We start from the raw sequence: 26874 nt of genomic DNA on the forward strand, positions 1-26874 counted from the left end.
AGATGTGTGCGACGGCGGGGATAGGGCCGCGCTATCGCCGGTTGGCATCATCACAGCCGCCGCACAGGCACCGACACTCACATCGACGACTCACCCCCACCAAGGAGTCCTCGATGCGCAAGCACACCTGTGCCCTCGCCGCGACAGCGGTGGCCCTCGGCCTGGCAACGGCCGTTCCGGCAGCGGCGGTTCCGTCCACCGTGACCCCGGCCCAGGCACCGCGGGCCGGCTACACCGCTTCCTCGACGACGGACACCAGCGACGCCTTCTTCCAGGCCGTGCTGAGGTCCGTGGCCGAGAAGCGGGCCGCGAACCCGAACAGCGCCGCCGCCGTCACCGTCGTCTACGACGCCTCCAGAGCACCCACGTTCAGCGCCCAGATAGCCCGCAGCACCCAGATATGGAACAGCGCGGTCTCCAACGTCCAGCTCCGGTCGGGGTCTTCGTCGAGCGCCGACTTCTCCTACCGCGAGGGCAACGACTCGCGCGGCTCGTACGCCTCCACGGACGGGCACGGCAGCGGTTACGTCTTCCTGGACTACCGGCAGAACCAGCAGTACGACTCCACCCGCGTCACCGCGCACGAGACCGGCCACGTACTCGGCCTTCCGGACCACTACACCGGCCCGTGCAGCGAGCTGATGTCGGGCGGCGGCCCCGGCACCTCCTGCACCAACTCCATCCCGAACGCGGCCGAACGCAACCGCGTGAACCAGCTGTGGGCCAACGGCCTGGCCGCGGCCATGGACAAGGCCCTGGAGAAGTCCGGGCGTTAGCCACCACCCCCCACCCCGGTGCGGGCCGCCACCACGAGGGCGGCCCGCACCGGCATGCGGTCAGCGGGGTGAGGTGATGGCCCGTGCGGCGGCCACCTCCTGGCGTACCGGTTCCAGGACGCTGCCCGCGGGGCCGGTGAGGTCGGTGCGGACCTCGTAGAGGGTCTCGGCCTCGCGCAGGCCGTCCGCCAACTCGCGCAGTTGCAGGGCGACCTGGTCGATCTCGGCCGTCGAGGGCGGCTGGGCGCCGTGCCGGACCCGGACCCGGGCGGCCGTGGTCGCGTCCACGATCCGCTCCACGGCCACGACCAGCGGCCACCAGGCCGCCGCCCGGCGTCCGGTGGGCGGCGGTTCGGTCAGGGCCCGCTGGAACTCCGTACGGACGACCGAGAGGTCGCGGTAGAGGCGGCGGCGCATCCGGGCCCGGGCCGCCGGTTCCGCGCCCTCGGAGAACGCCGACTCGACATAGGCCGCCGTGTCCGCCACCGCGTCCGCGAGCCGGTCGCCGACCCGGGTGTGCCAGCTCTCCGGCCACAGCAGATAGCCCGCGACCAGGGCGATTCCGCAGCCCATCAGGGAGTCGAGCAGCCGTGGCATCAGCAGTGCGGTGCCCTGGTGGTTGAGGACGTCCGACAGCAGGAGGATCACCGGGGTGATCGCGGCCGTCTGATAGCCGTAGCCCCGCGGGGTGAGCGCCGGGATCAGCGGGGCCAGCAGCAGCATCACCGGGACGTCCCACCATCCGCGAGGGACCTGCGAGAGGACCGCCGCCGCGACCACCAGCCCCGCCACCGTGCCCAGCGCCCGCAGCAGCGCCCGCGAGAACACCGAGCCGAAGTCCGGCTTCAGCACGAAGGTGATCGTCAGCGCCACCCAGTAGGAGCGGGGCACGGGGACGATCGAGACCAGCGTCTGGGCCAGGCCGATGCACAGGGCCAGGCGCAGGCCGTAGCGCCAGGACGCCGCCGACAGGGCCACGTTGCGGGCGGCGCGGGCGGCGCGGACGCCGAGTCCCGCCGGGCGGCCCAGCCGGTCGTCTATGCCGCGCGGGTCCACGTCCGGTACGGCGACCACCTCGGCCGCGTGCCGCAGCGCGTGGTCGACGGCACGCGCGGTCTCCGACACCGGGACAGGGAGCTTCAGCCCGGTCGGGCCCATGTAGCCGGTCTCCACGGCCTGGGCGAGGTGCCGTACCGCCGCCGGGATCTCCGGGTCCAGCGGCCGGCCGGAGAGATGGGCCGCGGGGGCCGCCTCCACCACCGGGGTGATCGCGTTCAACTGGGCCAGCAGCCGGGTCAGTTCGGGGCTTCTGCCGTGATGGCGGGCGCGCCGGGCGAGGATGAGGTCGTACGACTGGTTCAGGGACTGGGTGACGGCGTGCCGTGCCTCGTCGTACTCCTCGCGGCCGCACGCGGCCATCAGCGCGGCCACCGTCCGGTAGGTGCCCGCGACCGCCGACCGCTCGGGCACCCCGGACCGCAGCGGCCAGGCGAGCAGGGCCAGCAGCAGGACGAGCAGTCCGCCGCCCGTCATCAGCAGCGGGGCCAGCCACCAGTCGCCCGGCATCGGCAGGCCCGCGCCCACCACGGAGTTCAGCAGGAGCAGCAGGCCCGAGACCGAGGCGACCGCGCCGATCGTCGAGATCATCCCGGAGACGAGCGCGACCCCGGTGACCACGCCGACGGCGAGCCAGCCCTGGCCGTACACCAGCGAGCCGAGCGTGACGCCGACCGCGCCGAACAGCTGGGGGACCGCGATGTTGAGGATGCGCATCCGGTACGCGTCGGCGGTGTCGCCGATGACCCCGGACAAGGCGCCCATGGCGGCGAGGGCGCCGTACGCGGCCTGGTCGACCGCGAGCCCGATCGCCAGGGGCAGGGTCATCGCGAGCGCGGCACGGGCCACGGCCGACCGGTTCAGGGGCGCCTGCTGGGGCTGGAGGTTCCGGACCAGCCAGTCGGGCGGGGTGAGGCCGATGCGGGACATGGCGTCATTATGGGCGCCGAGGTCATCGGGACCCGTGCAGCGTGACGTCCACGAGCAGCGCCCGGTGGTCGGTGTCCGCCAGGTCCAGGAAGCGCGCGTCCCGCGCCGAGAAGTCCGCCGACACCAGCACGTGGTCGATCTGCGCGCCGATCGCCGGGGCGGTGCGGGCCGGCCAGGTCGGGGTGCGGCCGGAGCCGGCGAGGCGGGCCGCGTCGCGCAGGCCGGTGTCGAGGATCGCGCGGAAGGCCGCGTGGTCCTGGGAGGCGTTGAAGTCCCCGGCGAGGATCGCCGGGCTCCGTGCGGCCGTCGCGGCGAAGTCCCGCAGCTTTCCCAACTCCCCGCGCCACACGTCCAGTTGTCCGGGCAGCGGCGGCATCGGATGCGCGAGTTGCAGGCGTACGGCGTGACCGCGCACGTCGGCGACGGCGCCGGGCATGCCCATCGTGGCCGGGACCGGCGGGGCCGCCCGCAGCGGGAAGCGGCTCAGGATCACCGACCCCGTCGAGCCGCCGCCCTCCACCGACCGCCGGTAGGGGTAGTCACCGGCCAGGGTCCGGCGCAGGGTGGCCGAGCAGCCGTACTCGCACTCCTCCACGAACACGACATCGGGTCGCTCCTCGCGGACGGCGGTGACGAGGGCGCCGGTGGCCCGGCCGAACTCGACGTTCGAGGTCAGGACGCGGAAGGAGGCGAGCGCCCGGCCGTCCGGTTCGCCGCCGCTGCCGTACGGCTCGACGAACCAGGCCAGCAGGCCCAGGACCACGGCCGCCCACACCGTCCCCGGCCACCAGCGGGTGAGCAGCGCGAGCGCCAGGCCCGCTCCGGCGGGCGCCAGCAGCCAGGGCAGGAAGGCGAGGAGCTGGGGGACGGGGGTGATGCCGTCGGTGTCGGCGAGACGGCAGCCCAGGACCGCGCTCACGGCGGCGAAGAGCAGGGCGGCGGTCCAGATACCGAGGCTCCGGCGGGTCACCGTCCCGAGCCTACGAGCGGCTGTCGACCTTCGCCAGGAACTCCCCGAGCGCGGCGTTGAACTCCTGCGCCCGCTCCAGATTCGGCAGGTGGGCCGCGCCCTCGAACACCCTGAGCTCCGCGTCCGGGAGCGCCGCCCGCATCGCCGCCGCGTCCGCGACCGGCGTGTAGGTGTCGTCGGCGCCCACGGCGACCAGCGCCGGGACGGTGACCCGGGTCAGCAGCTCGCGGTAGTCGGGGCGGGCGGCACGGGCGCGCAGGGCCGCGGCGGCGGACTCGGGTCGGGTGGCCGTCATCATGCCGTGGACGTGGGCCTTGACCTCGGCGGAGGCGTACGGCGCGACCATCTTCTCCAGCACCTCGTCGGCGTACGGGCCCATGCCCTCGCGCAGCAGCCGGTCCGCCGCGGCGTGCCGGGCCCGCACGCCCTCGGGGGTCTCGGCCGCCGGGAAGGTGTCGGCGAGGACCAGGCCCCGGATCCGGCCGGGGAAGCGCCGGTAGCAGTCCATGACGATCTGGCCGCCCATGGACAGTCCCGCCAGCACGCAGGCCGGTACGTCGAGCCGGTCCAGCAGCGCCTCGATGTCCTCGGCGAACTGTCCGAAGGTCTCGACGGGGGACCCGGCGGGCGTGGCGCCGTAGCCGCGCAGGTCGGGGGTGATCACCCGGCGGGAGGCGGAGAACGCCTCGGTCTGCGGGTGCCACATCGTGTGGTCGAAGGGGTGGCCGTGGACAAGGACCAGGGGGATCGCCGTCATGTCGTCGACCCTAGGCAGCCGGTTTTCGTCGGTGCAATAAAATCTTTGTCCTCGGTGCAATCACAGGGGGACCCGTGCACGACTTCCGGCGCATCGCCGACCGCATAGCCGCCGACATCGTCTCCGGGCGACTGCGTCCCGGCGAACGGCTGCCCCCGCAACGGCAGTTCGCGCGGCGGCACGGGATCGCCCCGTCGACGGCGGAGCGGGCGTACGGCGAACTCGTGCGGCGGGGACTGGTCGTCGGCGAGGTGGGACGCGGGACCTTCGTGCGGGCGGGTGTGCCGGTGCGGCCGGGCCGGGGGATCGTCGAGGACGCGGGGGCGCCCGTCAACCTGGAGCTCAACTACCCGTCCGCGGAAGGCCAGTCCGAGCTGCTCGCCGGTGCCCTCGCGCCCCTGCTGCGGCCCGACGTGCTGACCGAGGCGCTGCGTCCCGCCGCCGCGAACGGCACCCCGGCCGCCCGTGCGGCCACGGCCGCGCTGCTCACCACGCCCGGCTGGCGGCCCGGCGCGGACCGGGTGCTGTTCACCGGCAACGCCCGCCAGGCCGTCGCCGCCGCCCTCGCCTCCCTGGTCCGGCCGGGCGGCCGGGTCGGCGTCGAGGAGCTGACGTACCCCGTGGTCAAGGAGATCGCGGCCCGGCTCGGCCTCACGCTGGTGCCGCTGGCCACGGACGCGGACGGACTGCGGCCCGAATCGGTCGCCGCCGCGCACCGCACGGCTCCCCTGTCGGCCCTGTACGTCCAGCCGACCCTGCACAACCCGACCTCGGTGACCATGAGCCGCGCCCGCAGGCGCCAACTCGCGCTCACCGTCGAGGACTTGGGCATCCCGGTCGTCGAGGACCGCATCTGGTCGTTCCTCGCGGACACCGACGACCCGCTCGCGGCCCACGCGCCCGCGCTCACCCATGTCGTCGACGGGCTCTCCAAGCGGGTCGCGCCCGGCCTCACCGTGGGCTTCCTCGTCGTACCGGGGGAGCGGGTGGCGGCGGTGGCCGACGCGGTGCGGTCCGGGGGCTGGAGCGCGGGGCGGTTCGCCCTGGAGGCCGCGGCGGGGTGGATGGCGGACGGGACCGTGGCCCGCCTGGTCGGCGCCAAGCGGGCCGAAGCGGCGCGCAGGCAGCGGCTGGCGGCCCGCTGCCTGGACGGTTTCGCCGTACGCTCCGACCCGCGCGCCTACTACGCCTGGTGGGAACTCCCCGCACCCTGGCGGGCGGAGACCTTCACGGCCGCCGCCGCGGCGCTCGGCATCGCCGTCTCCCCCGGCCCCTCCTTCGCCGTGGACCCGAACCGCACCCCGGCCGCGGTACGGCTCGGCCTGGCGTCGGCCCCCACGGCGGACCTGGAACGAGCCCTGCGCACCCTCGCCGAACTCGCCGCGCGGGGCGCGGGTCAGTCCAGCAGGCCGTCGTAGTCGGGCAGCTTGTAGGTGGCGTCGGCGTAACCGCCGTTCAGGTCCGTGGTGTTGTTGCCGATGTTGGCGACGACGTCGTAGCCGTTCGCCTCGATCGCCTTGCGCTGCGAGGTCTTGAAGTCCTGGACGGACTCGGTGACCAGCTGCGCGACCGTGCGGGCGTACAGGCCGTCGACGGTGTAGCCGACCGACTTGAGGTTGGACGTGGTCACCGAGTTGAAGAGGTTGCTGCGGGCGCTGATGAAGAACACGCTCAGGCCCTTGGCATGCGCGTCCTGCGCGAGCGCCAGCACCGGCGGGGTGGCCGGGGTGGAGGTGCCGACGCCCTCGAAGTGGCTCTCCAGCGCGGTGTTGTCGATGTCCAGCACGATCGCGAGCTTGGCGCCGGAGGTGTTCGCGGCGGCCCGCTGGTCGATGTAGGTCTGCGCGGGACCGGTGACGGCGGCCACGTCGGACAGCCACTGCGCCTCGGTGACCGTCGAGTCGGCGGCCTGGGCGGGCAGCGCGGCGGCGAGCGACAGGGCGAGGCCGGTCACGGTGGCGGCGACGGCGTGGCGGGTGGTGATACGTGTCATCGTGCGAGCTCCTCGGATCACGGCGGCCACGCGGTTCGGGCCGGCGGCCGGTCGTCAGCTCACGTTTCCCGGGTCCGGCGTGGGGCGGGTGGCGGCCGGGGGATCACCGGGTGACACGAAGGTCATGGACTGGTCAGAAACCTGTGAGACGGGCCGGGGCGAACTCGTCTCGCGGCTTCGGAGGCGGGCACCGGCCCAGGCGGCGAGGGCGATCGTCAGGCCCAGGGCGACCAGCAGCCAGGAGGCCTGGCGCAGGGTGGCCGTCAGGGCGTCGTAGATGGCGCCCGCGGCCGGGCGGTGGGCCGGGTCGGGCAGGTCGGTGAGGGTCAGATGGCGGCCGACGGCCACGGCGAGACCCAGCAGCGCACCGCCGAGCGCCGTGCCGAGGGCGGTCGCGGTGAGCGCGCGGCGGCGGCAGGCGGCGACCGCGATGCCGGCCACGGCGAGGACCGCGGCCGTGACGGGCAGCCAGAAACCGGCGACTTCGAGCACGTCGTAGCCCTTCCGGAGACGGTCGAGCTCGGGCGCGGGGAGCACGGCGACCCGGGCCCGGGGGAGGTCCAACGGCAGGTGCTCGTAGGACAGTTGACGCTCCACGTCGGCGAGGTCGACGGTCACCTCGTGGCTGCCGCCGTCGTGCAGCGCGCTCAGCACGGCGTCGTGGACGGCCCGGTTGCCGGCGTCCCACGCGGCGGGGAAGGCCGGGGTGCGCGCGAAGTCGTGCACGAAGGGCCGCAGCGGCTCCGAGACCTCCCCCTCCACCGCGTCCCGCACCGCCGGGTCGGCGGCGAGCGGTGCCATCGCGGTGACGTACCGGCCGGAGTCCGCGAGCCCGTACGCCGCCCAGGCCGCCAGCGTGCCGAACGGCAGCAGCAGACAGGCCAGGGCGATCAGTACAGCCGACAGGGCGCCGCGGACACGGGGGGTCATCCCTCCAGGCAAGACGCCCGAAGGCGCCCGCGCGAGCCGTGGAGCTGGGGATTCCACCTTCCGGTGGAGGGTTCACCCGAACGGGTGTCTCATGGATCAAGGGGATGAAGGAGGCCGACCATGCGCACCACTACGGCCCTGCGGACCCTGGCCGTGGCCCTGCTCACCGGCGGAACGCTCGCCGTTTCGGCGGCGGGCACGTTCGCGGCGGCAGCCCCGCCCACGTACGCCGAAGGCCACGGTGGCGGCGGTCCGATCTGGGGCACCATCGTCTCCCGCACCGCGCTCAACGTGCGGGCGGAGCCCACCACGCACTCCGCCGTCGTCGACCAGCTCTCACCGGGCAGTCAGGACCGGGTCGAGTGCATGGTCCGCGGGCAGAGCGTCAACGGCAACCCGTACTGGTACTGGTTCACCGGTGCCCAGGGATGGGTGAGCGCCGAGTTCGTCGACACCGGCTGGCGTTCCGTGCCGACCTGTGCGGATCCCTGCCCGCAGTGGAAGGACAACACCTGGAACAACGCCGACTGGAGCGACCCGAGCTGGAACTCCGGTTCCGACTCCTGGGCAGCCTCCGGCTCCGGCTCGTGGAGCGCCTCGGGCTCCTGGAGCTGGAGCGCGGCCGGATCCTCGTCGGACGCCTGGAGCTGGGTACCGGGCGCCTGGTGAGTGGAGGGATGAGGGAAGCGTCCGGGCCCCGGCCTCAAAGCCGGGGCCCGGACGCATGGTCCGTCAGCGTCACCGTCAGCGGATGCGGTTCCCCTCGCCGTCCTCGTGCGTGTAGTACCGGTAGAAGAACACCCCGAAGATCCCCGCGGCGACCGCGAGACCGACCGCCGTGGAGCGCAGCACGCTCTCCCCGCTCTGGCTGTACAGGAACCCCACCGCCGCGCCGGCGAACCCGGACTTCACAGCGGAATGCAGCTCACGCTTGAGCAGCGGAGCGAAGGTGGCCACGGCCAGGCACAGCACGATGAAGGCGACCGCCGTCACGAAGCCGAACAGCAGGTTCCAGCCGGTGATCGGCCCGCCGTCACGGCGGTTCGCCGCCGCCCAGTAGCCGTAGACGAGCCCCAGCACGACCGGGATGCCGTACCGGGCCGCCAGATGGACCTTCGGGCTGAACACGTCGGGTGTCCGGGCGAATCCGCCCGCGGGTGCCGCATGAGCCATGAGGGCACTCCTCTCTCTCCACCCCCCGCTACGCCCCCGGACTACCAGAGCACACCTGCCGGCAGACCCTGGCAAGTCGAATGACGGCACCGGCTTCGCCGTGACCCCGCCGACCGGCCGGCCCGGTCCGCGACGGGGCCGACGAGCGGGCAGGAAAGGGACGTTTGCGATCCTGAGAACTCCCCTTTGCAGCGGCACCGGTTACCGTGCTGCCGTAAGTGATCCACGGGGGATGGGGAGGGACCGATGCCGGGAACCGTGCTGCTGCTCGCCGCCTCGCCGGTGGGCAAGAGCTGTCTGGTGGACGCGGCCTCCGTGCTCCCCGTCCTCGCGGCGGTGTCCCCGACCGTGCTCTCCGGCACCGACACGGCCAACGTCATCGAACTCGCCGACCCCCTGGACCCGCAGGCCGTCCTCACCCGGCTGCGGGCCGCCGCTGCCGCACCCGGGCCGCTCACCGTGTTCGTCGCGGGCCAGCTCGCCCTGGACCGCCGCCAGCACCTGCCCCACCTCGCGCTGGCCCGCACCACACCGGCCACGGTCCGCTACACCGCGCTGCCCTGGCAGTGGATCCGCGAGGAGTTCCGGCTGCGCGCCCCGGGTTCCACGACGCTCTTCCTCGACCTGCACGCCGACGCGGACGCCTGGGCCTGGCTGCGGGCCCACGCGCTGGACTCCGGGCGCAACAACGCGGTGTACGGGCGGATCGCGCCGCCGCCGTCCCGTCGTACGGTGGCCTCGCCGGCGTACATGAAGACGATCGCGACGATCCTGCGCAGCGGATGGCGGCCGCCGGTGGAGCAGTTGCACCAACAGGCGTTCACCAGGCTGGGACCCGACGCGTACGGGGACGTCGTACTGACGGTGCCGCCGGTTCCGGTGGCCGCCCCCGGGGGCTTCGCCGCCAGACCCCCCTACCGTCCCGAACGGCCTCGTCCCCGGACCCCGGAGGCGCCGAAGCCACCCGAGCGCCCCCAGGACCCGCACGTCCAGATCACCGCGGCGGTCCAGGCCGGCCGGCACCAGGACGCCGACGCCCTCGCCCTGGCCCACGAGCAGGCCGCCGCGCAGGCCCACGGGTCCGCCTCCGAGCAGGCCCTGCACTGGTCCGAAGTCCGGGCGGATCTCGCGATGTTCGCCCGGGACTCGGCGCGCAGCTGCCGGATCTGGCTGACCGTGGCGGAGACCCGGCTGGCCGGCGGACAGGCCCCGGACTCGGCGGCCGTGGAGAAGGCCGTGGACCGCGCCCACCACCAGTGGGGCCAGGTCCGCGACAAGTCCAGCGCCCAGGAACTCGGCGCCCCGCTCGCCCAGTTGCGCACCCGCGTCCCCGGCCGCCGACCCGGCGCGCTGGAGAACGTCCGCAAGCAGCTCAGGGAGTTGCAGGCGACCCCGTTCTAGACCAGGTACGCCAGCGCCCCCGACACCAGCGTCCGCACCCCCGGACCCACCGTCGACAGATCCGGCGCGAAGTGCGGACTGTGGTTGCTCGGGACCGCGTCGAACTTCTCCATCAGGTCCTCGCCCGGTGCCGCGTCCCACACGTCGGCCGGGGTGGAGGTCACGAACCAGTAGGAGTACGGGAGTTCGCCGACCGCGAGCAGGGAGAAGTCCTCGCTGCCCATCGCCGGGCCCGAGTCGAAGACGGTGTCGGTGCCGAGGACCTCGCGGTGCACGGCGGCGATGCGGTGGTCGGTCTCCGGGTCGTTGACGGTGACCGGGAAGGAGCCGCCGAGGGTGACCTCGGGCTCGCGCGGACAGCCCGCCGCGTGGCACTCGCCCTCGGCGATCCGGCGGATCGCGGCGAGCATGCGGTCCCGGACCGCCTCCGACTGGGTGCGCAGGTTCAGGGAGATGCGCGCGGTCGAGGGGATGACGTTCGGCGCCGTGCCCGCCTCGATCCGGCCGACGGTCAGGACCGCGGACTCGCGCGGCTTGATCTCCCGGCTGACAACCGTCTGGAGCCGCGTGACGATGTACGCGGCCGTCACCACCGGGTCGACGGTCGTCTCGGGCCGTGAGCCGTGCCCGCCCCGGCCGTGCACCACGATCTCCACGTCGGTCGTCGCCGACATGATCAGACCCGGCACATGCGCGTACAGGCCCGCCGGTCCCGGTGCCACATGCTGGCCCAGCAGCACGTCGGGGCGCGGGAAACGGTCGTAGAGCCCGTCCGCGACCATCGCGGCCGCCCCGCTGCCGGTCTCCTCGGCGGGCTGGCCCACCAGGAGCAGCGTCCCGGACCAGGTCTCCCGCCCGTCCGCGAGCGCCTTCGCCGCCCCCGCCAGCCAGGTCACGTGCAGGTCGTGCCCGCAGGCGTGCATGGCCCCGGGCCGCTCGGAGGCGTACGGCAGCCCGGTCCTCTCCTCGACCGGGAGGGCGTCCAGGTCGGCGCGGAGCAGGACCGTCGGCCCGTCGCCGTTGCGCAGGACCCCGGCGACCCCGGTGCCGGCGATACCTTCGGCGGTCTCGAACCCGGCCGCCCTCAGCCGCCCGGCGAGCAGCCCCGCCGTGCGGTGTTCCTCGAACGACAGCTCGGGGTGGCGGTGCAGATCCCGGTAGAAGTCCTCCAGATCGGGGAGCGGGAGGCCGGCGGTGAGCTCCAGCGCGGTACGGGCGGCGGCAGACGTCATGCGGGCAGCGTAGGCGCCGCGGACGTCACCCGCATGGCCGCACATCCCGCGGCCGGGGGCCGGTCGCGCTGCTATCCACGAAGCAGGGGGACGGCATCCACCTAAGGAAGGCCAGCATGGCCACGACCCTGTCCATAGATTTCACACAAGGCCTCAACGACGCCTGGTCGAAGGTCGCCCAGTTCGTTCCCAAGCTGGTCGCCTTCCTGGTCGTCCTGGCCATCGGCTGGTTCGTCTCGAAGATGATCGCCCGCGTCCTGGACCGGGTCCTGCGCAAGGTCGGCTCCGAGCGGCTGTCGGAACGCGCGGGCACCCAGCGGCTGCTGCGGGACTCCCAGTACGACATGACGGGCATCGTCTGCAAGATCGTCTACTACGCGCTGATGCTGATCACCCTCCAGCTCGCGCTCGGCGTCTTCGGCGACAACCCCGTCTCCACGATGATCAACGGCATCGTCGCCTGGCTGCCGCGCGGCATCGTCGCGGTCGTCCTGATCGTGGTCGCCATGGCCATCGCCAACGCGGTCCGGGGCATCGTCGGCGGCGCCCTGTCGTCGGTCTCCTACGGCCGTACGGTCGCCACCGTCCTGTGGGCCTGCATCCTCGCCCTCGGTGTCATAGCCGCCCTCGGCCAGGCGGGCATCGCCCGGGACGTCACCCGGCCGCTGCTGTACGCGGCGCTCGCCACCGTCGTCGGTGTCCTGGTCGTCGGTGTCGGCGGCGGCATGATCCAGCCGATGCGGCAGCGCTGGGAGCGGATGCTGACCACGGTGGAGACCGAGTCGACGCGCGCCAGGGGCAGCATGAGCGCCTACCAGGCGGGCCGCGAGGACGCCATGCGCGGCCAGCCGGCGCGGGAGCGCACGGACCTGCCGGGCGGCACCGGCATGCAGGGCGGTACCGGTATGCCGGGCGGCACCGACATGTGACCCGCCGGTCCCGGACACGGGAAAGCGGCCGCCGGCACCAGGGGGAGTGGGTGCCGGCGGCCGCCGTACGGGGGGTGACGCGTCAGAAGGCGGGGACCGCGGAGGGGCGGGCCTTGTTGACGTTGCTGAGGAAGTTCTTGCCGATCTGGAAGTTGGCGTTGCCCCAGTTCTGGTTCAGCTTGTCCTGGAGGTTCTTGTTCAGCCCGGCGAAGTTGACCAGCGCGGGCGTGTCCCAGTTGCCGTTGCCCCAGGCGATCGGCTTCTCGCCCCACTTGGCGAAGCGGAAGGCGTGGGTGCTCGGACCGTCCTTGTGGTAGACGATCTCGACGTGGTTGCCGTTCATCGGCACCTCGTTGATCGGGTGGGTGCTGTACCCGCCGTGCCGGGAGGCGGCCAGATAGCGCGGCTTCTCCTCGCCCTGCTTCTGGAACACCACGACGGACTCCCAGTCGTGGCGGTGCCCGCACTCGGTGATGCTGGTGGGGTCGCACTGGTCCTTCTCGAAGTACAGCGTGTACGCGTAGGCGCACCAGCCGTTCTTGCACAGGGACTGCGCGTAGGTGTTCGCCTTGCCGAGGTGGTTGGTGCGGCAGCCGCCGGTGAGCGAGCCGGACGGGTTGAGACCACCGTTGACGTTGCCGTTCGCGTCGACGGCGGCGGCCGGGAAGCAGCTGTCCGAGTCGTAGTCGAAGTACGGCATGTACTTGTTCTGGAAGGTGGTTCCGCTCCACGGCAGCGGGTTCAGGATGCCCGCGCTGGCGCTGCCTGCCATGCCGACGGCCAGGGCGGCGGCGCTGCCGATGACGAGCGCGGCCTTGCCGAGGCGGGACTTCGTGCTGTTCTTGGTCTGGGGCATGAGAGGCAGCCTGGCAACCCGCACGTTGATAGGCAGCTCATTTCGTCACTGAAATCAACGCGATCAATCCGCATGGCCCACAATCCCCACGTGTATCCGTCATCAACCTCACATCTTGTGTTCGTTTACGACGGATCGTGCGCAAACGTACGTTGTCGCCCATGGGACGCCCCGAACGACCGCTGGACCCGGACGCAGGTCCCGTCCAGCGCCTCGCACACGAGCTGAGGGAACTGCGCAGATCCGCGGGCTCCCCCTCGTACCGGGCCATGTCGGCGCTCGGCGGCTTCTCCGCGACCACCCTGTCCCAGGCCGCCGCCGGTGAACGGCTGCCGTCGCTCGCCGTCGTCCAGGGATACGTCCGGGCCTGCGGCGGCGACCTTGGGGAGTGGGAACCGCGCTGGAAGGAGGCGGAGTCGCGGCTGAACGAGGCGGGCCGGGAGGAACCGGCCGACGCGGCGCCGCCCTACCGGGGCCTCGCCCGCTTCGAACCCGACGACCACGACCTGTTCTTCGGCCGCGACCGCATGCTCGACCAGCTGCACCGGCTGGTGTGCGACCACCGGTTCGCGGTGCTGTTCGGGGCGTCCGGCAGCGGAAAGTCCTCCCTGCTGCGCGCCGGCCTCATCCCCCGCCTCCGGCAGGAGACGGCCCGCCGCGAGCGCCCGGCGGTGCTGCGCGTCCTGACCCCCGGACCCCGGCCCGCCGCCACCTACGCGCATCTGCTGACCCCGGCCGAGGGCGAGCGGGAGAGCTGGGTCGTGGTCGACCAGTTCGAGGAGGTCTTCACCCTCTGCCACGACCCGCGGGAGCGCTCCCGCTTCATCGACCTGCTGCTGGCCGCCCGCGACCCGGACAGCCGGCTGCGGGTCCTGATCACCGTACGGGCCGACTTCTACGCCCGCTGCGCCGAGCACCGCGCCCTCGCGGACGCCCTGGGCGACGCCGGGCTGCTGCTCGGCCCGATGACGGCGGACGAGCTGAAGGAGACGGTCGTAGGGCCCGCGCAGGCGGTCGGGCACCTGGTCGAGCGGGAGCTGACCGCGCGGCTCGTCGAGGACGTCCTCGGCCGCCCCGGCGGACTGCCGATGCTCTCCCACGTGCTCCTGGAGACCTGGCGGCGGCGCAAGGGCCGGCTGCTGACCCTGGCCGCGTACGAGGCGGCCGGCGGAGTGCACGGCGCCATCGCGGCGAGCGCCGAGGAGGTGTACGGCCGGCTGTCCCCGGCACAGGCCCGCACCGCCCGGCAGCTGCTGCTGCGGATGGTCGAGCCGGGCCACGGCACCCCCGACACCCGGCGCCCGCTCGGCCGGACCGAACTCGACGAGTGCGCCGACCCGGAGACGCCGGTCGTGGTGGACCGGCTGGCCAGGGCCCGGCTGCTGACCGTGGACGAGGAGGGCGTGCAGCTCGCCCACGAGGCCCTGATCACCTGCTGGCCCCGGCTGGACGGCTGGATCGAGGAGGAGCGCGACCTGCTGCGCCGCCGGCGCCGGCTGAGCGACGCCGCCGCCGACTGGGAGTCCGCCGGACGCGACCCCGGCGCCCTGTACCGGGGCGCCCGGCTCGACGAGGCGCGCAAACTGCTGACGGACGAGGGGAGCGCCGGTTTCCTCACCGCGCCGGAGCGGACGTATCTCGACGCCTCGCTGGCCGCCCGCGACGCCGACGACCTCGCCGCCGCCGCGACCGCGCGCCGGGGCCGACGGCTGCGCACCGCGCTCTCCGCGCTCCTGGTGGTGGCGCTGGTCGCGGGCCTGGCCGCCTACCAGCAGCACCGCGACAACCAGCGCCGGCGCACCGACGACGCGGCCCGCCGGGTCGCCGAGATAGCCGACGCGATGCGCACCACCGACCCGCGCACCGCCCAGCTGCTCGGCGCCGCCGCCTAGCGGGTCGCCGAACTCCCCGAGACCCGCCGGGCCCTGCTCGGCTCCCTCACCCAGCCCGAGACGGACACCTTCACCGACCCGGCGCCGGGCGACACCCCGCAGCGGCTGCTCACCGGCTCGGGGCGCGTCCTGCTCAGCGTCGAGGACGGCGTCTGGCGCACCTGGGACGTGCCGGGGCACCGCCGGATCGCCTCGGGCCGGCTGCCGGAGAGCGGCTCCGTGCTCGCCGTCTCCCCCGACGCGCGGCTGTTCGCGGTGCAGATCGCCGGGGCGGGCGTACGGCTGTGGGACGCGACGGCCGTGCGGTGGACGGCCGCCCCGGCGCTGCCCGCCGACACGGCCGACGTCCGCTTCACCGCCGACGGCCGGGCCTACGCGGCCGACCGCATGGCCGACGACACGGTGACCCTGCGCTCGGTCGCCGGCGGCCGCCCGCTCCTCTCCACCCGCGCCCTCGGCCTCGCCGACGTGGCCCCGAGCGCGGACGGCGGCCGGGTCGCCGTCTGCCCGGCCGGGCGGCGCACCCCCGAGGTCCGCGACACCGCGAGCGGCCGGGTGCTGCCGGGCCACTGGACGGCCGTCGCCGACGCCTGCGCCGACGGGGACACCTCGATGCTGGTGGCCGGCGAGGGCAGCGGCCACCGGTTCGCCGCCGTCACCGCGGGCGCGATCCGGGTCTGGGACACCGGCTCCGGCGACCAGGTAGCCGAGATCGCCGACGCGCACGTGTCGTACGCCGCCTTCAGCCGCGACGGTGCCTTCCTCGCCACCGGCGACGGCCAGGAGCTGCGCGTGTGGCGGCTCTCCGACCCCGAGACCCCCGTCTTCCGCCGCTCCCTCAACAACCAGCACCTGTACGGCGGTCTCGCCTGGGACCCCCGCAGGCCCGAGCTGCGCTACCTGGAGGGCGGCACCGTCCACACCCTCGACCTGGGCAGCGCCGTCGGCCCCGGCTGGCGCGCCGACCCCGTGTCCGACGTGCGGTTCGGCCCGGACGGCCGGACCCGGGCCACCGTACGGCTCGTCGGCGACGACTACGTCTTCCAGCTGTACTCCACGCGCGCGGGGAGCCCCGGACGCACCCTGCCGCCGGTGCGGCTGCCCGTCTCCAGCGACCCGTCCGCCCCCGTCCTGGCGGTCGACGCGCTGCCCCTGATGGCGTTCGCCCCGGACGGCTCCGCCTTCGTCTACGGCGTCTCCGCGCCCGGCGCGGACGCCCGCACCCAGCACTTCACCCTGTGGGACCTGCGGCTCGGCCGGGCCCGCGCCACCCTGGACCTGCCCGGGCGGGCGGTCAGCACGCTCGCCCTCGGCCCCGGCGGACGCACCCTGTACGTCTCCCGCCCGGCGGGGTACGAAGAGCCGAGCGGCGAGGTCCGCGACGAGGTCTGGGACACCGGGCGCGGGCGCCGGACCGCCGTGCTCGACGGGATGGCGAGCACCGACCTCGCCGTCGACCCGGGCGGCCGGCTCCTCGTCGGCGACGGCCGCACCGCCCGGCTGCCGTCCGGCCGGGTGAGCCGCCACGACCTGGTCCAGGGCGAGGAGGTCGGCGCCCTCGCCTTCAGCGCGGACGGCGCGCTGCTCGCGGCCGGTGACCAGACGGGGCGGGTCGCCCTGTGGGACGGTGCGCTGAAGCGCCGGGCGGGCGTGCTGCGCAACGTCTTCCCCGGCCCGCTCGGCGACACCCCGGAGGCCGTCTCCGCGCTCGCCTTCGACCCGGACGGCCGCACCCTCGCCGTCGGCGGCGACGCGGGCACCCTCCAGCTCTGGGACGTGCAGACCCTCCAGCCGCTCGGCGGCCCGCTGACCACGCCGGGCGAGCGCGTCGACTCGCTGGCCTTCAGCGCCGACGGCACCACGCTGTACGCGGGCGGCGCGCACGTCCCCTTCCAGCGGTACGTCATCACCCCCGAGCAGGCGGTCGCCCGGGTCTGCGCCCGCGCGGGCGGGGACCTCACCAGGGCGCAGTGGCGGACGTACATCCCCGACGCGGGGTACCGGAAGATCTGCTGACGCGACTTTGCGGAACCTTTGGGATGCGTGTGTCCGTTGGTCGGGGTGAGAGCACTCAGACGACTACCGAGGTGACGTCAATGGCACTGTTCGACCGGCTCAAGGACCAGGCCAAGAACATCCAGCAGCAGGTCCAGGGCGGACGCGGGACGACCACCGGCGGCGCGGCTCCCGGCCACGGCTCTCCGTACGGCACCTCGCAGGGCGCCGGCGCGCACGGCGGATCGCAGGGCGGTGCGCGCGGCGGTTCGCGGGCCCAGCTCGTCGGTGTGCTGAAGTCGCAGCTCGGGTCCCTGAAGACCGAGTTGAAGAGCGGCGCCTACCGGGACGCGAGCATGGCGATGTGCGCCCTGGTCGCGGCGGCGGACGGGCAGGTGGACGGCGCCGAGATCCAGCAGATGGAGTCGCTGATCCTGGGCAACGACGTGTTGCAGAACTTCCCGCCGGAGCAGCTGCGCACGCGTTTCCACAAGCATGTGGACCAGCTCACCCGCAACTTCCCGCAGGGCAAGGCCGAGGCGCTCCAGGAGATCGCCAAGGCCGCCAAGAAGCCCACCGAGGCCCGCGCGGTCGTCCAGACCGGCATCGTCATCGCCGGCGCCGACGGCCACTTCTCCCAGGCGGAGCAGTCGATCCTGCGCGAGGCCTGCGCGGCGCTGGGGGTGGACCCCGCGGAGTTCCAGCTCTGAGGGAGCTCCCTCAGCCGAGCAGGTCGTGCCGCGTCACCAGCCAGCTGATGGCGGTGAGGCGGCACACCGCGAAGTCGTGCCCGACGGGCTCCCGCCAGTCGATCTCCCCGAGCGCGTCGAGAAACCCGAGCGCGTAGTCGGCGAGCTCCTCCCGGCGCGGCGCCCGCGGCACCAGCCCCGCACTCCCACCCCCGAGCCGCTCCCGCACCTCCGCCACATGCTGATCCACGGCGGCCACGAAGCCGGGCTCGAACGCGAACTCCGCGAACCGGGGCGCGAAGGAGCTGCTGATCTTGGCCAAGGGGGACATTCCTCCACGGTAAAGGTGGGTTTCGTGGGGGAGGAGGGGGGTTCGGGATGGTTTCCGTCACATACGCCGTCACACGTACGATGGGATGGCCTGGCGGCTCCCGAAGGAGATGGCTGTATGAGTGAGCAGACCGTCTACCGGCATCTGCGTGAGCTGCGTGAGCACTTCACGCCGCCATCCGGCTTCACGTATCCGGAGATCAGTGACGGGACCTTCGTCATGATGATGAGCCCCCGCCCTCGTCACCAGGTCACCGCCAAGGATGTCGCACGTCAGCTGGACCCGCAGCTTCCCGACGGGATACTCACCTTCGAAGCCACCGACACCGATGACGACGGTCTGGGCAAGCTCCGGGTCCCCGATCTCATCGTCACCGCACGCGAGGCGATGCTGACCGACGGCCCGCTGGACCCGCGTGAGATCTTCCTCGCCATCGAGATCGTGTCGCCGTCCAACCCGAGCAACGACTACGAGGTCAAGAGCCGCGACTATCCCGCCATGGGCATCGGCCACTACCTCATTCTCGATCCCCGCGACGGCACCTGGACCTACCAGTGGGGCATCGACACCAGCGCCGGGCGTCCCTGTTACGCCAACCGTCTCCGCAAGCAGCCGTACGGCACCCCGCTGGCCGTCGCCACCGACCTCGGCACCTGGAAGCTCGACACGAGTGAACTGCCGCTCTACAGCCGGAAGGACATGATGCTGGGCCCGGAGACCGACGGGACGTGACCGTCCTGGGCCGGGCTCACTGCGCGGTGCGGCCGGTGTCCTGCTGGGTCTGCTCGGCCTGTTCGGTGGGGTGGGGTTCCGTGGCTCTCGCCGGGCCCGTGTTCGCCGCGAGGATCAGGGTGGCGACGGCCACGATCGCGGCGGCGAGACCCCTGGTGTAACGCGCGGTGGTGCTGGTGCGTTCGAGCACGGCGACCTCGCTGCGGTGACGGTGAGAATCCATGGCGGTGACAACGTATTAAGCGGGGTTAATACGCCGTTTAACCTAGGGGCTGCGGGAGCCGAACGGCAAGAGGGACTTGGGGAGTTGGCCATGTCGGAGCGGGACGGCCCGGGGGTCATCGGGCGACGGGTGCAGCAGCTGAGAGTCGAGCGCGGGCTGACCCAGCGACAGCTGGCCGAACCGGCCTACACACCCGCCTACATCTCCACCCTGGAGTCCGGCCGGGTACGCCCCTCTGACGACGCCCTGCGCCATCTCGCCGACCGGCTCGGCGTCGGCTTCGAGGAACTCGCGACCGGCCGCCCGGCCCACCTCGTCACCGATCTGCGCCTGCGCCTCACCGAGGCCCAGCGCACCCTCGCCACCGGGGAGGCCGAGGAGGCCGCCGAGCAGTACGCCCGCCTCCTCACCGAGGCCGACACCCTCGACCTGGCCGAGGTCCGGTCCGCCGCCCTGCTCGGACTCGGCGAGTGCGCCGTGGAGACGGGCGAACTCGGCGCCGCCCGCCAGTACTTCGAACGCGCCGAGCAGGCCCTCGGCGACGACGTCCCGCTGCCCGCCCGCGTCCCGGCCCTGCGCGGACGCGCCCTCTCGCACTACCTCGCCGGTGAACTCCGCTACTCCGTCTACCTGTTGGAGTCCACCCTCGACGAACTCAACCGCGGCGGCCTGCACGACCCCGACGCCCTGCTCCTGCTCTACGCCAGCGTCATCGGCCCCTACATGGACATGGGCGCCCACGCCCGCGCCGCCCAGGCCGCCGAACTCGCCCTCGCGCTCGCCCCGCAGGCCGGCGACCCCGCCCTCGTCGCCCGCATGCACCGCTCCGTCGCCCGCACCCTGCTCGCCGAGGGCCGGGTCGCCGAGGCCGACGCCTCCCTCGCCAAGGCCGCCGAGCTCTACCGGCAGCTCCAGCTCCGCACCGAACTCGCCAACTGCCACTGGATGCGCGGCTACGTCTACGCCCAGAACGGCGAACTGGAGCGCGCCGAGGACGAGTTGAGACAGGCCCTCGCCATGCTCTCCGCCAAGCGCGCGGCCCTCTACTCCAGCCAGGCCGCCGTCGAACTCGCCGACGTGCTGCACCGGCGCGGCAAGTCCGAGGAGGCCGCCGCCCTGCTGCACGGCGTGCTCAGCGACCTCAGCTCCGAGCGCGGCGCCCTGCACTCCGCCGCCGCCCACCGGCTGCTCGGCATCATCGCCGAGGACGCCCGGGACACCGAGGCCGCCGAGGAGCACTACGTCCGCGCCCTGAGCCTCCTGGAGCGGGCCGGTGCCGCCGGTGACCTGGCCGACCTGTGCCGGCTGCTCGGCGATCTGCTCCGCCGTACCGGACGGGTCGAGGCGGCACTGGACGCGTACCGGACCGGCCTCGGCCACCGCACGGCCCCCGGCACCACCACCCTGGGCCCGGCCCCGGCCCAGCCACCGCTGTAGGGGCCCGCGCGCCGGCCGCCGCCGTGGTGAGGTTCCGGGCCTCGCACACTCTCGCCTCCACAGCCCCCTATGTGACGATTCAGGGCCAGTGCACAGTTGGAGACGGTTAACCTGCGCGGGGACAGCGGAGGCAGGGCGGGGCGGGGCGCGTGGAGAACCAGAGGACGGTGGGCGACGGGCTGCGGCTCGTCGTACTCGGCGTACGGGCCCTGGTCTACGCGGCCCTCGGCGGCGCCGCGCTGCTCGCCATCGCCACCGTTGCCTCGGTGCTCGGCCCCACTCTCGCGCTCGACCTCTACACCCCGCCCGTCGCCGCCTGGTGGACCGTCTTCACGGCGATCGCGGTCCAGGGCGTGCCCTTCCTGCTGCTCGGCACGGTCGTCTCCGCGGCGATCGGCGCCTTCGTCCCCGAGCGCGTCTTCACCCGGCTCCTGCCCCGCAACCAGGCCCTCGCGGTGCCGGTCGCGGGCGCGGCCGGAGTCGTCCTGCCCGGCTGCGAGTGTGCCTCCGTGCCGGTCGCGGGGAGCCTGATGCGGCGGGGGGTGGCCCCGGCCGAGGCCCTCGCGTTCCTGCTGTCCGCGCCCGCCATCAACCCCGTGGTGCTCGTCGCGACCTCCATCGCCTTCCCCGGCCGGCCGGCGATGGTCCTCGGCCGACTCGTCGCCTCGCTCGCCACGGCCGTCGTGATGGGCTGGCTGTGGGCCCGGTTCGGCCGGGCGGAGTGGCTGCGGCTGCCCCGGGGCGGGCCCGCTCACGCCGAGCGGGGTCTCAAGGCCTTCGGCGCCGGACTCCAGCACGACTTCCTGCACGCGGGCGGCTTCCTGGTGCTCGGCGCGGCGGCCGCGGCGACCTTCAACATCACGGTCCCGCGCTCGGTGCTCGACCTCTTCACCGGCTCCGCCTGGCTGTCGGTGCTGCTGCTGGCCGTCCTCGCGGTCGTGCTGTGCGTGTGCAGCGAGGCCGACGCGTTCGTCGCCGCCTCGCTCAGCGGCTTCTCGCCGACCGCGCGGCTGGCCTTCATGGTCGTCGGGCCGATGGTCGACCTCAAGCTGATCGCGCTCCAGGCCGGCACCTTCGGCCGCTCCTTCGCCGTCCGCTTCTCGGCCGCGACCTGGGTGGTGGCCGTACTGAGCAGCACGCTCGTCGGGTGGTGGCTGCTGTGAGGCGCTACGGCCCCTGTCTGCTCCTCGCCCTCGTCGGCGCGGCGGTCCTGCGGATCTCCCTCTTCAGCGACCTGTATCTGCGCTACGTCCAGGCGGGGCTGCGCCCGTACCTGGTGGTGTCCGGCGTGCTGCTGGTGCTGCTGGGGGCGGCGATGGCCGTCGTACGACGGACGGGGCGGGACCGGGAGGGGGCGTACGGCTCCGAGGGCGCGCATGGCTCTGAGGGGGTGCATGGCTCTGGCGGGGTGCACGGATCCGAGGGGACGCACGGCTCTGAGGAGGCGCACGGATCTGACGGATCTGAGGGGGCGCACGAGTCCGACGGAGAGCCGGATCCCGACGGAGAGCCGGATCCCGACGGAGAGCCGGATCCCGACGGAGAGCCGGATCCCGACGGAGAGCCGGAGCCTGATGGAGCGCACGGGCCCGACGCGGCGCATGGGCCCGACGCGGCGCACGGGCACAGTCACGGTGCCGCCGGTCCCCGGGTCGCCTGGCTGCTCACCCTTCCCGCCCTCGCGCTGCTGCTCTTCCCGCCGCCCGCGCTCGGTTCCTACAGCGCCGGGCGGGAGGCCGCGCAGCAGGCGGCGCAGGGGGTCGGGAGCTTTCCGGCGCTGCCCGCCGGGGACCCCGTCGAGCTCACCGTCGCGCAGTTCAGCTCACGCGCGATCTACGACAGCGGGCGCTCGCTGAAGGGCCGTACCGTGCGGATGACCGGCTTCGTCACCCACGGCGACGACGGGACCTGGTACCTCACCCGGCTGCTCGTCTCCTGCTGTGCCGCCGACGCCAGCACCAGCAAGGTCGAGGTGCGCGGCGCCGCCGACGGGGCGCCGCCGGTCGACACCTGGGTCACCGTCACCGGCACCTGGCACCCCAAGGGCAGGCTGGGCACCGACGGCGCCTGGCCGCCGGTCGTGGACGCGAGCGCGGTACGGCGGGTGAAGGAGCCCTCGGACCCCTACGAGAAACGCTGATCCCGGGCGGCCGCGCGGTCGGACCTGCGGCGGCCGCCCGGGGGTGAGGACGCGCGCGGCTCCCTTCGCGCGGTCCTCCAGGAAGTCCCCGGCCCGCACGGGACGGCGGGAGGCGCCCCGGTCGGCGACGCGGGAGGCGGGGACGGTGGCACGGCACCGCTCAGAACGGCGATGGCCCGGGGGCGTGGGTGAGGGGGACGGACCAAGACATGGGCGGCTCCGGCACAGTCGGACGCTGTGCGGCCGCTCCCTGACCGTCCCAGCCGACGGTAATGAACGGGTGAGCGGTCTGTGAAGGGCGCATGCGGGTACTCGGACGGTCCGGCATCCGATGGAAGGACGTCCCGTGACGGACCCAGCCTCCCCGCCCGACGGGCCGGGACGCGGTGAGCAGATCCTGGCCAGGCTCCAGCAACTGCTGCTGGACTCCGACCGGTTGGACGACTTCCTGCGCGAACTCGTACGGCTCGCCGCGGGCTCGCTGCCCGCGCCGGTGTACTGCTCGATCACCCTCAGCGCCGAGAGCAGCTCCCACCCCTACACGGCCGCCGCCAGCCACGAACTCGTGGACCACTTCGACCAGCGGCAGTACGACGAGGGCGAGGGCCCCTGTCTCGACACCCTCAGGACCGGCGTCCCGAACCTCGTCGACGACGTCGAGGAGGAGGACCGCTTCGGCTCCTTCCCCGCCATCGCCGCGGAGTACGGCCTGCGCAGCATGCTCGCGCTGCCGCTGGCCGCGCCCCGGCAGCAGGTTGCCGGGGTCCTGAACATGTACTCCACCCGGCCCGGCGGCTTCACCCCGCAGGTGCGCGAGCAGGCCGCCGTGTTCGCGGGCCACGCCTCGGGCGCGCTGGGTGTGGCCCTGAAGTTCGCGGGCCAGCTCCAGTTCAGCCTGGACCTCCAGAGCGCCATCGCCTCCCGCACGGTCATCGACCAGGCCCTCGGCATCCTCATGGCCCAGGAGGGCTGCGGCCACGAACGCGCCCTGGAGATCCTCACCCGCGCGTCCCAGCACCGGAACGTCAAACTCCGTGACCTCGCCGTCGACCTGGTCCGCAGCGTCTCCGGGAAACCGCCTTCCGTACGGCCGCTCACGCCCCGCAACTCCCCGCTGAGCGGCGCGGGGGACGAGGCGTTTCGCCCGGTGGACGAGGGGTAGCCGGGCGGTGCCCTGGGCGGGTACGGCATCGCGCCCCCGGTGCCGGTGAGCCCGCTCGGGGGCCGACGACATGACAGCCCGCGCTGAGCGGCTGAGCGAAGGAGGCGGTGGCCGTGCGGCCCAGGGACGACCGCGGCGACGGCATCGGTGACGAGTTCGGCCCGGTCGCCGGTCAGGGGCCGGGGGCGGGGGGCGGCTTGCGGGCGGACGGTCGGTCCGGGGGGTTCGGTGTGCCCGGGGACGAAGATCCCGGGTCCGGTCGGTCCGGTCGGTCCGGTCCGTCCGAGGGGCGGGGGGCCGGATCGCCGGGTGCGGCCGGTTCGGGTGAGCCCGGCTTCTCGGAGCCCGGATTGCCCGAGCCCGGCGTCTCCGAGCCCGCCTCCGGAGTTTCCGGTGACCCCTCCCGCGCCGCCTCCCGCGAGGCCGAGCGCGACCGTGACCGGGTGTGGGCCTCCGACGTGATCGCGGACGGGGTGCGGGGCGCCGACCCGGGGGCGATCCCCGGCAAGCTGTGCGGGGTCGCCGTGAGACTGCTGCCGGTGACCGGCGCGAGCGTGTCGCTGCGCAGCAACGGCATGCCGGTCCAGCTGAGCGCCAGCAGCGACCGGGCCGCCCATCTGTGCGAGGTGCAGGCCACGTTGGGCGAGGGGCCCTGCATGCGCGCGGCCGAGACCGGCGACCCGGTGCTCGCCGCCGACCTCACGGCGGGCCCCGACCTGCACCGCTGGCCCGTCTTCGCCCAGCAGGCCATCGCCGTCGGAGTACAGGCCGTGTACTCGATGCCGCTCGGCAACGACACGGTGTGCGTCGGCACCCTCGACCTCTACCGGGACGCCCCCGGCGAACTCACCCGGCGGGAACTGAACACCGCCCGGCTGGTCGCCAGCGTCATGACCGTCGCCCTGATGGCGCTGCCCCGCCCGGTGGAGGAGGGCCCCGGCGCCGACGAGCCCTGGCTCAGCGGCCTGGCCGGCGACCACGACGCCGTCTACCAGGCCATCGGCATGATCATGGTGCAGCTCGGGGTCGGCTCGGACGAGGCCCTGGCCCGGCTGCGCGCCCACGCCTTCTCCCACAACCGCACCGCCCTGGAGGTGGCCCGGGACGTGGTCGCGCACCGCACCCGCTTCGACCGGGACTGACCGGGCCGCCCCGCCGGGGTCACACCTGGACCCGCCCCTGCTTCCTGACCTCCGTCAGCCGCCGCACCCCCAACTCCACGGCGGCCCGCGTGACATCGGTCTGCACGTCGCCGAAACCGCCGTAGCTGAGGCTGATCACGTCCTCACCGACCCGGACCGCGGCGATCTCGACGGTGAGCGTGGTGGGCTCGCCGTCCGGGGACTCGCCGGTGAGCAGGACCCGGAGCCCCTGGCGGCCGTCGCCGCTCTCCGGCAGCCGGGTCTCCGTCACCTGGGCGCCCAGGACCGCGCCGGTGGTGGTCGTGGCCGCGAACTGGGCGCACTTCGCGGGCAGCGTCCTCAGCCAGGCCAGCGTCTTGTCCACCTCGGCGGGTGCGACGGCGGCCACCTGGTAGCGGAGCTGCGTCTCGTTCCACTCGTCGTCCATGCCGACGACCGCGCGGGGGTGGGCGGCGTCGCCGAACAGGTCGTCCGCGTACAGGTTGTCGAGCAGCCGCTGGCAGTCCGCGTTGTCGGTCTTCGCCTTCAGCACCCCGTCGTGCCAGGTGGCCGCGCCCTGCGTCGGGGTCCACGGCTCGCCGAGATCCGCGTCGGTGACCAGGGCCGCCTGAGCCATCGCCTCGGTGAGGGTTGAGGCGGAGGCGGGCTTCGGGGTGGCGGACGGGGGCGGAGCGGTGGTGGGCCGGGCGATGGGGGGCTTGGGGGCGGTGGGCGGGGTGGTGAGCGCGGAGCACGCGGTGGTGGTGGCGGTGAGGAGGGTGCCGAGGGCGAGGACGGCGGCGGTGGCGCGCGGTGGGGTGCGCGGGGCGGGGACGGGGGCCGGGGTCATGCTTCCAAGTGATCACCGGGTCCGGCGAGGCCACCAGCGCACCGGTCCGTCCGGGTTACCGGTTCGTCCGGGGCCACGGCCGCGGGCCGCCGTATGAGCGTCATCGTCATCGAGTTCGTCACCCTGGACGGCATCGTGTCCGACCCCGACGGCTCCGGCGGCACCCTCGCCGAGGGGGTCATGCTGATGGGCCGTACGACCTGGCAGGCGTTCACGCGCATCTGGCCCGGCCGGGACGACCCGTTCGCCGCCCGGATGAACGCCGTACCGAAACTCGTCGCCTCCCGCTCCCTGACCGACACCTCGGCCTGGACGAACTCCCGGCTCCTGGAGGGCGAACTCGCCGACGCCGTACGGCGGGAGAAGCGCGACGTCGTCGTCACGGGCAGCCTGAGTGTCGTGCACGCCCTGATGGCCGAGGACCTGGTCGACGAGTACCGCCTGCTGACGTTCCCCACGATCGTGGGGGCGGGCGTGCTGTCCTGCTACCGCAGGGCTTCCGTCAGCTGAAGGGGACGGCGTCGGCCGGGTCGGTGTGCCAGTTGGTGACGACGGGCTTGTCGACGGTGATGGTGCCGACCGGCAGGGAGACGGGGTCCGGGTCGTCGTCACCGACGGCGACGATGATCGAGTCCAGCTCCTTGCCACCGTCCGAGTTGGTGGACTTCGGGTTCACGCCGGCGTAGGCGACGGTGCTCCCGCTCAGCTTGATCTGCTGCCCGACGGACTGCTCGGCGGGCCCCGCCTCGGTGCCGTCCGACCCGAACGCCACGGTCGGCAGCGCGGCGGGCAGCCAGCAGGTGATCCCCGACTTGGCCTTCGCCATCACCAGGATGTATCCACCGGCCTGGCTCTCCGAACGGGTGCTCCAGGAGATGTCGTTGGCCCCGCAGACCTGCTCGACGGGCTCGCGCTTGCCGTTGCCGGTGTCCGCGCCGGAGCCGGTGCCCTTGCCGGTGCCGGTGCCGGTGGCCTTGGATCCCGTACCGCTTCCCGTACCGCTGCCTGTGGCTGGCGAGGCGGAGACGGACGGGGACACGGAAGCGGTCCCCTTCGCCGCACCGGTGTCCTCGACCGGGTCCGCGCTCGCGTCCTGGCAGGCGGTCATCAGCAGGGCTCCGCCCACGAGCGCGACAGAGGCGAGGAAGGCCTTGCGACGGTTGCCGGACATATGAGATCCCCCAGGTCATGGATGGTGGAGACCGGATCGGCTCCGGCCTCGCGCTGCTTCCTTGATCACTATGAGGGAGCTGTGGGGCGGTCGGCTCCGGGCGTGATCGTTCCCGGACAGCGTTGTCA

At 73.6% G+C, this 26874-nt stretch carries 27 protein-coding genes; 15 read left to right on the plus strand and 12 right to left on the minus strand.

Translation table 11 applies throughout. The annotated features are described in order from the left end of the window. Positions 1–113 precede the first annotated feature (113 nt). Positions 114–776, plus strand: coding sequence for a snapalysin (gene snpA, locus G3I78_RS14555; RefSeq protein WP_164424341.1), 663 nt, complete (start codon positions 114–116; stop codon positions 774–776). 60 nt (positions 777–836) lie between these two features. On the opposite strand, the gene G3I78_RS14560 is transcribed toward snpA, so the two are convergent. From G3I78_RS14560 to G3I78_RS14570, 3 genes are read right to left on the minus strand one after another with little or no spacing between them, the layout of a single operon-like run. Further along, positions 837–2762 (minus strand): FUSC family protein, encoded by a 1926-nt coding sequence (locus tag G3I78_RS14560; RefSeq protein WP_164424343.1) that lies wholly within the window; start codon positions 2760–2762, stop codon positions 837–839. Between the two features lie 22 nt (positions 2763–2784). Then, positions 2785–3732, minus strand: a complete 948-nt coding sequence (locus G3I78_RS14565; protein ID WP_164424345.1) for an endonuclease/exonuclease/phosphatase family protein — start codon at positions 3730–3732, stop codon at positions 2785–2787. Between the two features lie 10 nt (positions 3733–3742). Beyond that, positions 3743–4489 carry an alpha/beta hydrolase gene (locus tag G3I78_RS14570; protein ID WP_164424347.1) on the minus strand — a complete coding sequence of 249 codons (747 nt, stop codon included), beginning with the start codon at positions 4487–4489 and terminating at the stop codon, positions 3743–3745. Between the two features lie 74 nt (positions 4490–4563). Here G3I78_RS14570 and G3I78_RS14575 point away from each other — a divergent pair, with 74 nt between their 5' ends. Further along, positions 4564–5907, plus strand: a complete 1344-nt coding sequence (locus G3I78_RS14575) for a PLP-dependent aminotransferase family protein (RefSeq protein ID WP_164424349.1) — start codon at positions 4564–4566, stop codon at positions 5905–5907. Here the strand turns inward: G3I78_RS14575 and G3I78_RS14580 are convergent. Next, complete coding sequence (locus G3I78_RS14580; protein WP_164424351.1) at positions 5886–6482, minus strand: HAD family acid phosphatase; 597 nt, start codon at positions 6480–6482, stop codon at positions 5886–5888. The two genes, G3I78_RS14575 and G3I78_RS14580, sit on opposite strands and share 22 nt — an antisense overlap. Before the next feature lie 54 nt (positions 6483–6536). Beyond that, complete coding sequence (locus G3I78_RS14585) at positions 6537–7412, minus strand: hypothetical protein (RefSeq protein WP_239157829.1); 876 nt, start codon at positions 7410–7412, stop codon at positions 6537–6539. A 120-nt stretch (positions 7413–7532) separates the two neighbouring features. Between G3I78_RS14585 and G3I78_RS14590 the strand changes: the two genes are divergently transcribed. Continuing rightward, on the plus strand, positions 7533–8081 hold the full coding sequence (locus tag G3I78_RS14590; RefSeq protein ID WP_164424353.1) for an SH3 domain-containing protein: 549 nt from the start codon (positions 7533–7535) through the stop codon (positions 8079–8081). Between the two features lie 75 nt (positions 8082–8156). On the opposite strand, the gene G3I78_RS14595 is transcribed toward G3I78_RS14590, so the two are convergent. Continuing rightward, complete coding sequence (locus G3I78_RS14595) at positions 8157–8585, minus strand: hypothetical protein (protein ID WP_164424355.1); 429 nt, start codon at positions 8583–8585, stop codon at positions 8157–8159. Between the two features lie 246 nt (positions 8586–8831). On the opposite strand from G3I78_RS14595, the gene G3I78_RS14600 reads away from it, so the two are divergent. Next, positions 8832–9986 carry a hypothetical protein gene (locus tag G3I78_RS14600; protein ID WP_164424357.1) on the plus strand — a complete coding sequence of 385 codons (1155 nt, stop codon included), beginning with the start codon at positions 8832–8834 and terminating at the stop codon, positions 9984–9986. Here the strand turns inward: G3I78_RS14600 and G3I78_RS14605 are convergent. Then, complete coding sequence (locus G3I78_RS14605; protein WP_164424359.1) at positions 9983–11218, minus strand: amidohydrolase; 1236 nt, start codon at positions 11216–11218, stop codon at positions 9983–9985. The two genes, G3I78_RS14600 and G3I78_RS14605, sit on opposite strands and share 4 nt — an antisense overlap. 116 nt (positions 11219–11334) lie before the next feature. On the opposite strand from G3I78_RS14605, the gene G3I78_RS14610 reads away from it, so the two are divergent. After that, on the plus strand, positions 11335–12147 hold the full coding sequence (locus G3I78_RS14610; protein WP_164424361.1) for a hypothetical protein: 813 nt from the start codon (positions 11335–11337) through the stop codon (positions 12145–12147). An 82-nt stretch (positions 12148–12229) separates the two neighbouring features. Here G3I78_RS14610 and G3I78_RS14615 read toward each other — a convergent pair whose 3' ends face one another. Beyond that, positions 12230–13003, minus strand: coding sequence for an NPP1 family protein (locus G3I78_RS14615; RefSeq protein WP_164424363.1), 774 nt, complete (start codon positions 13001–13003; stop codon positions 12230–12232). 161 nt (positions 13004–13164) lie between these two features. Here G3I78_RS14615 and G3I78_RS53185 point away from each other — a divergent pair, with 161 nt between their 5' ends. From G3I78_RS53185 to G3I78_RS14625, 3 genes are all read left to right on the plus strand, one after another. Continuing rightward, positions 13165–14895, plus strand: a complete 1731-nt coding sequence (locus G3I78_RS53185) for a hypothetical protein (RefSeq protein ID WP_343243751.1) — start codon at positions 13165–13167, stop codon at positions 14893–14895. A 168-nt stretch (positions 14896–15063) separates the two neighbouring features. Further along, complete coding sequence (locus tag G3I78_RS53190; protein WP_343243752.1) at positions 15064–16911, plus strand: hypothetical protein; 1848 nt, start codon at positions 15064–15066, stop codon at positions 16909–16911. Between the two features lie 80 nt (positions 16912–16991). After that, entirely contained in the window at positions 16992–17600 is a 609-nt protein-coding gene (locus tag G3I78_RS14625; protein ID WP_164424365.1) for a tellurite resistance TerB family protein, read from the plus strand. Between the two features lie 10 nt (positions 17601–17610). On the opposite strand, the gene G3I78_RS14630 is transcribed toward G3I78_RS14625, so the two are convergent. Continuing rightward, positions 17611–17910 (minus strand): DUF6401 family natural product biosynthesis protein, encoded by a 300-nt coding sequence (locus G3I78_RS14630; RefSeq protein WP_164424367.1) that lies wholly within the window; start codon positions 17908–17910, stop codon positions 17611–17613. Between the two features lie 117 nt (positions 17911–18027). Here G3I78_RS14630 and G3I78_RS14635 point away from each other — a divergent pair, with 117 nt between their 5' ends. Then, positions 18028–18642, plus strand: a complete 615-nt coding sequence (locus tag G3I78_RS14635) for a Uma2 family endonuclease (protein ID WP_164424369.1) — start codon at positions 18028–18030, stop codon at positions 18640–18642. Positions 18643–18658: 16 nt separating this feature from the next. On the opposite strand, the gene G3I78_RS14640 is transcribed toward G3I78_RS14635, so the two are convergent. Beyond that, positions 18659–18865, minus strand: a complete 207-nt coding sequence (locus tag G3I78_RS14640) for a hypothetical protein (RefSeq protein ID WP_164424224.1) — start codon at positions 18863–18865, stop codon at positions 18659–18661. A 90-nt stretch (positions 18866–18955) separates the two neighbouring features. On the opposite strand from G3I78_RS14640, the gene G3I78_RS14645 reads away from it, so the two are divergent. The 5 genes from G3I78_RS14645 to G3I78_RS14665 all read left to right on the plus strand — a co-directional run bounded on the left by G3I78_RS14645 (position 18956) and on the right by G3I78_RS14665 (position 24746). Next, entirely contained in the window at positions 18956–20302 is a 1347-nt protein-coding gene (locus G3I78_RS14645) for a helix-turn-helix transcriptional regulator (protein ID WP_164424371.1), read from the plus strand. Positions 20303–20451: 149 nt separating this feature from the next. After that, positions 20452–21465 (plus strand): permease, encoded by a 1014-nt coding sequence (locus G3I78_RS14650; RefSeq protein ID WP_164424373.1) that lies wholly within the window; start codon positions 20452–20454, stop codon positions 21463–21465. Next, positions 21453–22442: a TIGR03943 family protein gene (locus tag G3I78_RS14655; RefSeq protein WP_343243753.1), complete on the plus strand. Its 990-nt coding sequence runs from the start codon at positions 21453–21455 to the stop codon at positions 22440–22442. The genes G3I78_RS14650 and G3I78_RS14655 overlap by 13 nt, the downstream gene beginning before the upstream one ends. 346 nt (positions 22443–22788) lie before the next feature. After that, on the plus strand, positions 22789–23604 hold the full coding sequence (locus G3I78_RS14660) for a GAF and ANTAR domain-containing protein (RefSeq protein WP_164424375.1): 816 nt from the start codon (positions 22789–22791) through the stop codon (positions 23602–23604). A gap of 443 nt (positions 23605–24047) precedes the next feature. Continuing rightward, positions 24048–24746, plus strand: coding sequence for a GAF and ANTAR domain-containing protein (locus G3I78_RS14665; protein WP_343243776.1), 699 nt, complete (start codon positions 24048–24050; stop codon positions 24744–24746). A gap of 19 nt (positions 24747–24765) precedes the next feature. On the opposite strand, the gene G3I78_RS14670 is transcribed toward G3I78_RS14665, so the two are convergent. Continuing rightward, positions 24766–25575, minus strand: coding sequence for a hypothetical protein (locus G3I78_RS14670; protein ID WP_164424378.1), 810 nt, complete (start codon positions 25573–25575; stop codon positions 24766–24768). A 93-nt stretch (positions 25576–25668) separates the two neighbouring features. Here G3I78_RS14670 and G3I78_RS14675 point away from each other — a divergent pair, with 93 nt between their 5' ends. Continuing rightward, positions 25669–26085, plus strand: a complete 417-nt coding sequence (locus tag G3I78_RS14675; protein ID WP_164424380.1) for a dihydrofolate reductase family protein — start codon at positions 25669–25671, stop codon at positions 26083–26085. Here the strand turns inward: G3I78_RS14675 and G3I78_RS14680 are convergent. Then, a complete protein-coding gene (locus tag G3I78_RS14680; protein ID WP_164424382.1) occupies positions 26078–26746 on the minus strand; it encodes a DUF4232 domain-containing protein in 669 nt (222 codons plus the stop codon). The two genes, G3I78_RS14675 and G3I78_RS14680, sit on opposite strands and share 8 nt — an antisense overlap. Positions 26747–26874 lie beyond the last annotated feature (128 nt).

The organism is Streptomyces sp. SID13726, from assembly GCF_010548375.1.
Lineage (GTDB): Bacteria > Actinomycetota > Actinomycetes > Streptomycetales > Streptomycetaceae > Streptomyces.

What these genes read in the sequence shown, in the direction of transcription:
- snpA (WP_164424341.1), top strand. Translation starts at nt 114, where the DNA reads ATGCGCAAGCACACCTGTGCCCTCGCCGCGACAGCGGTGGCCCTCGGC.
- G3I78_RS14560 (WP_164424343.1), bottom strand. Translation starts at nt 2,762, where the DNA reads ATGTCCCGCATCGGCCTCACCCCGCCCGACTGGCTGGTCCGGAACCTC.
- G3I78_RS14570 (WP_164424347.1), bottom strand. Translation starts at nt 4,489, where the DNA reads ATGACGGCGATCCCCCTGGTCCTTGTCCACGGCCACCCCTTCGACCAC.
- G3I78_RS14580 (WP_164424351.1), bottom strand. Translation starts at nt 6,482, where the DNA reads ATGACACGTATCACCACCCGCCACGCCGTCGCCGCCACCGTGACCGGC.
- G3I78_RS14585 (WP_239157829.1), bottom strand. Translation starts at nt 7,412, where the DNA reads ATGACCCCCCGTGTCCGCGGCGCCCTGTCGGCTGTACTGATCGCCCTG.
- G3I78_RS14590 (WP_164424353.1), top strand. Translation starts at nt 7,533, where the DNA reads ATGCGCACCACTACGGCCCTGCGGACCCTGGCCGTGGCCCTGCTCACC.
- G3I78_RS14595 (WP_164424355.1), bottom strand. Translation starts at nt 8,585, where the DNA reads ATGGCTCATGCGGCACCCGCGGGCGGATTCGCCCGGACACCCGACGTG.
- G3I78_RS14600 (WP_164424357.1), top strand. Translation starts at nt 8,832, where the DNA reads ATGCCGGGAACCGTGCTGCTGCTCGCCGCCTCGCCGGTGGGCAAGAGC.
- G3I78_RS14605 (WP_164424359.1), bottom strand. Translation starts at nt 11,218, where the DNA reads ATGACGTCTGCCGCCGCCCGTACCGCGCTGGAGCTCACCGCCGGCCTC.
- G3I78_RS14610 (WP_164424361.1), top strand. Translation starts at nt 11,335, where the DNA reads ATGGCCACGACCCTGTCCATAGATTTCACACAAGGCCTCAACGACGCC.
- G3I78_RS14615 (WP_164424363.1), bottom strand. Translation starts at nt 13,003, where the DNA reads ATGCCCCAGACCAAGAACAGCACGAAGTCCCGCCTCGGCAAGGCCGCG.
- G3I78_RS53185 (WP_343243751.1), top strand. Translation starts at nt 13,165, where the DNA reads ATGGGACGCCCCGAACGACCGCTGGACCCGGACGCAGGTCCCGTCCAG.
- G3I78_RS14625 (WP_164424365.1), top strand. Translation starts at nt 16,992, where the DNA reads ATGGCACTGTTCGACCGGCTCAAGGACCAGGCCAAGAACATCCAGCAG.
- G3I78_RS14630 (WP_164424367.1), bottom strand. Translation starts at nt 17,910, where the DNA reads ATGTCCCCCTTGGCCAAGATCAGCAGCTCCTTCGCGCCCCGGTTCGCG.
- G3I78_RS14635 (WP_164424369.1), top strand. Translation starts at nt 18,028, where the DNA reads ATGAGTGAGCAGACCGTCTACCGGCATCTGCGTGAGCTGCGTGAGCAC.
- G3I78_RS14640 (WP_164424224.1), bottom strand. Translation starts at nt 18,865, where the DNA reads ATGGATTCTCACCGTCACCGCAGCGAGGTCGCCGTGCTCGAACGCACC.
- G3I78_RS14645 (WP_164424371.1), top strand. Translation starts at nt 18,956, where the DNA reads ATGTCGGAGCGGGACGGCCCGGGGGTCATCGGGCGACGGGTGCAGCAG.
- G3I78_RS14670 (WP_164424378.1), bottom strand. Translation starts at nt 25,575, where the DNA reads ATGACCCCGGCCCCCGTCCCCGCCCCGCGCACCCCACCGCGCGCCACC.
- G3I78_RS14675 (WP_164424380.1), top strand. Translation starts at nt 25,669, where the DNA reads ATGAGCGTCATCGTCATCGAGTTCGTCACCCTGGACGGCATCGTGTCC.
- G3I78_RS14680 (WP_164424382.1), bottom strand. Translation starts at nt 26,746, where the DNA reads ATGTCCGGCAACCGTCGCAAGGCCTTCCTCGCCTCTGTCGCGCTCGTG.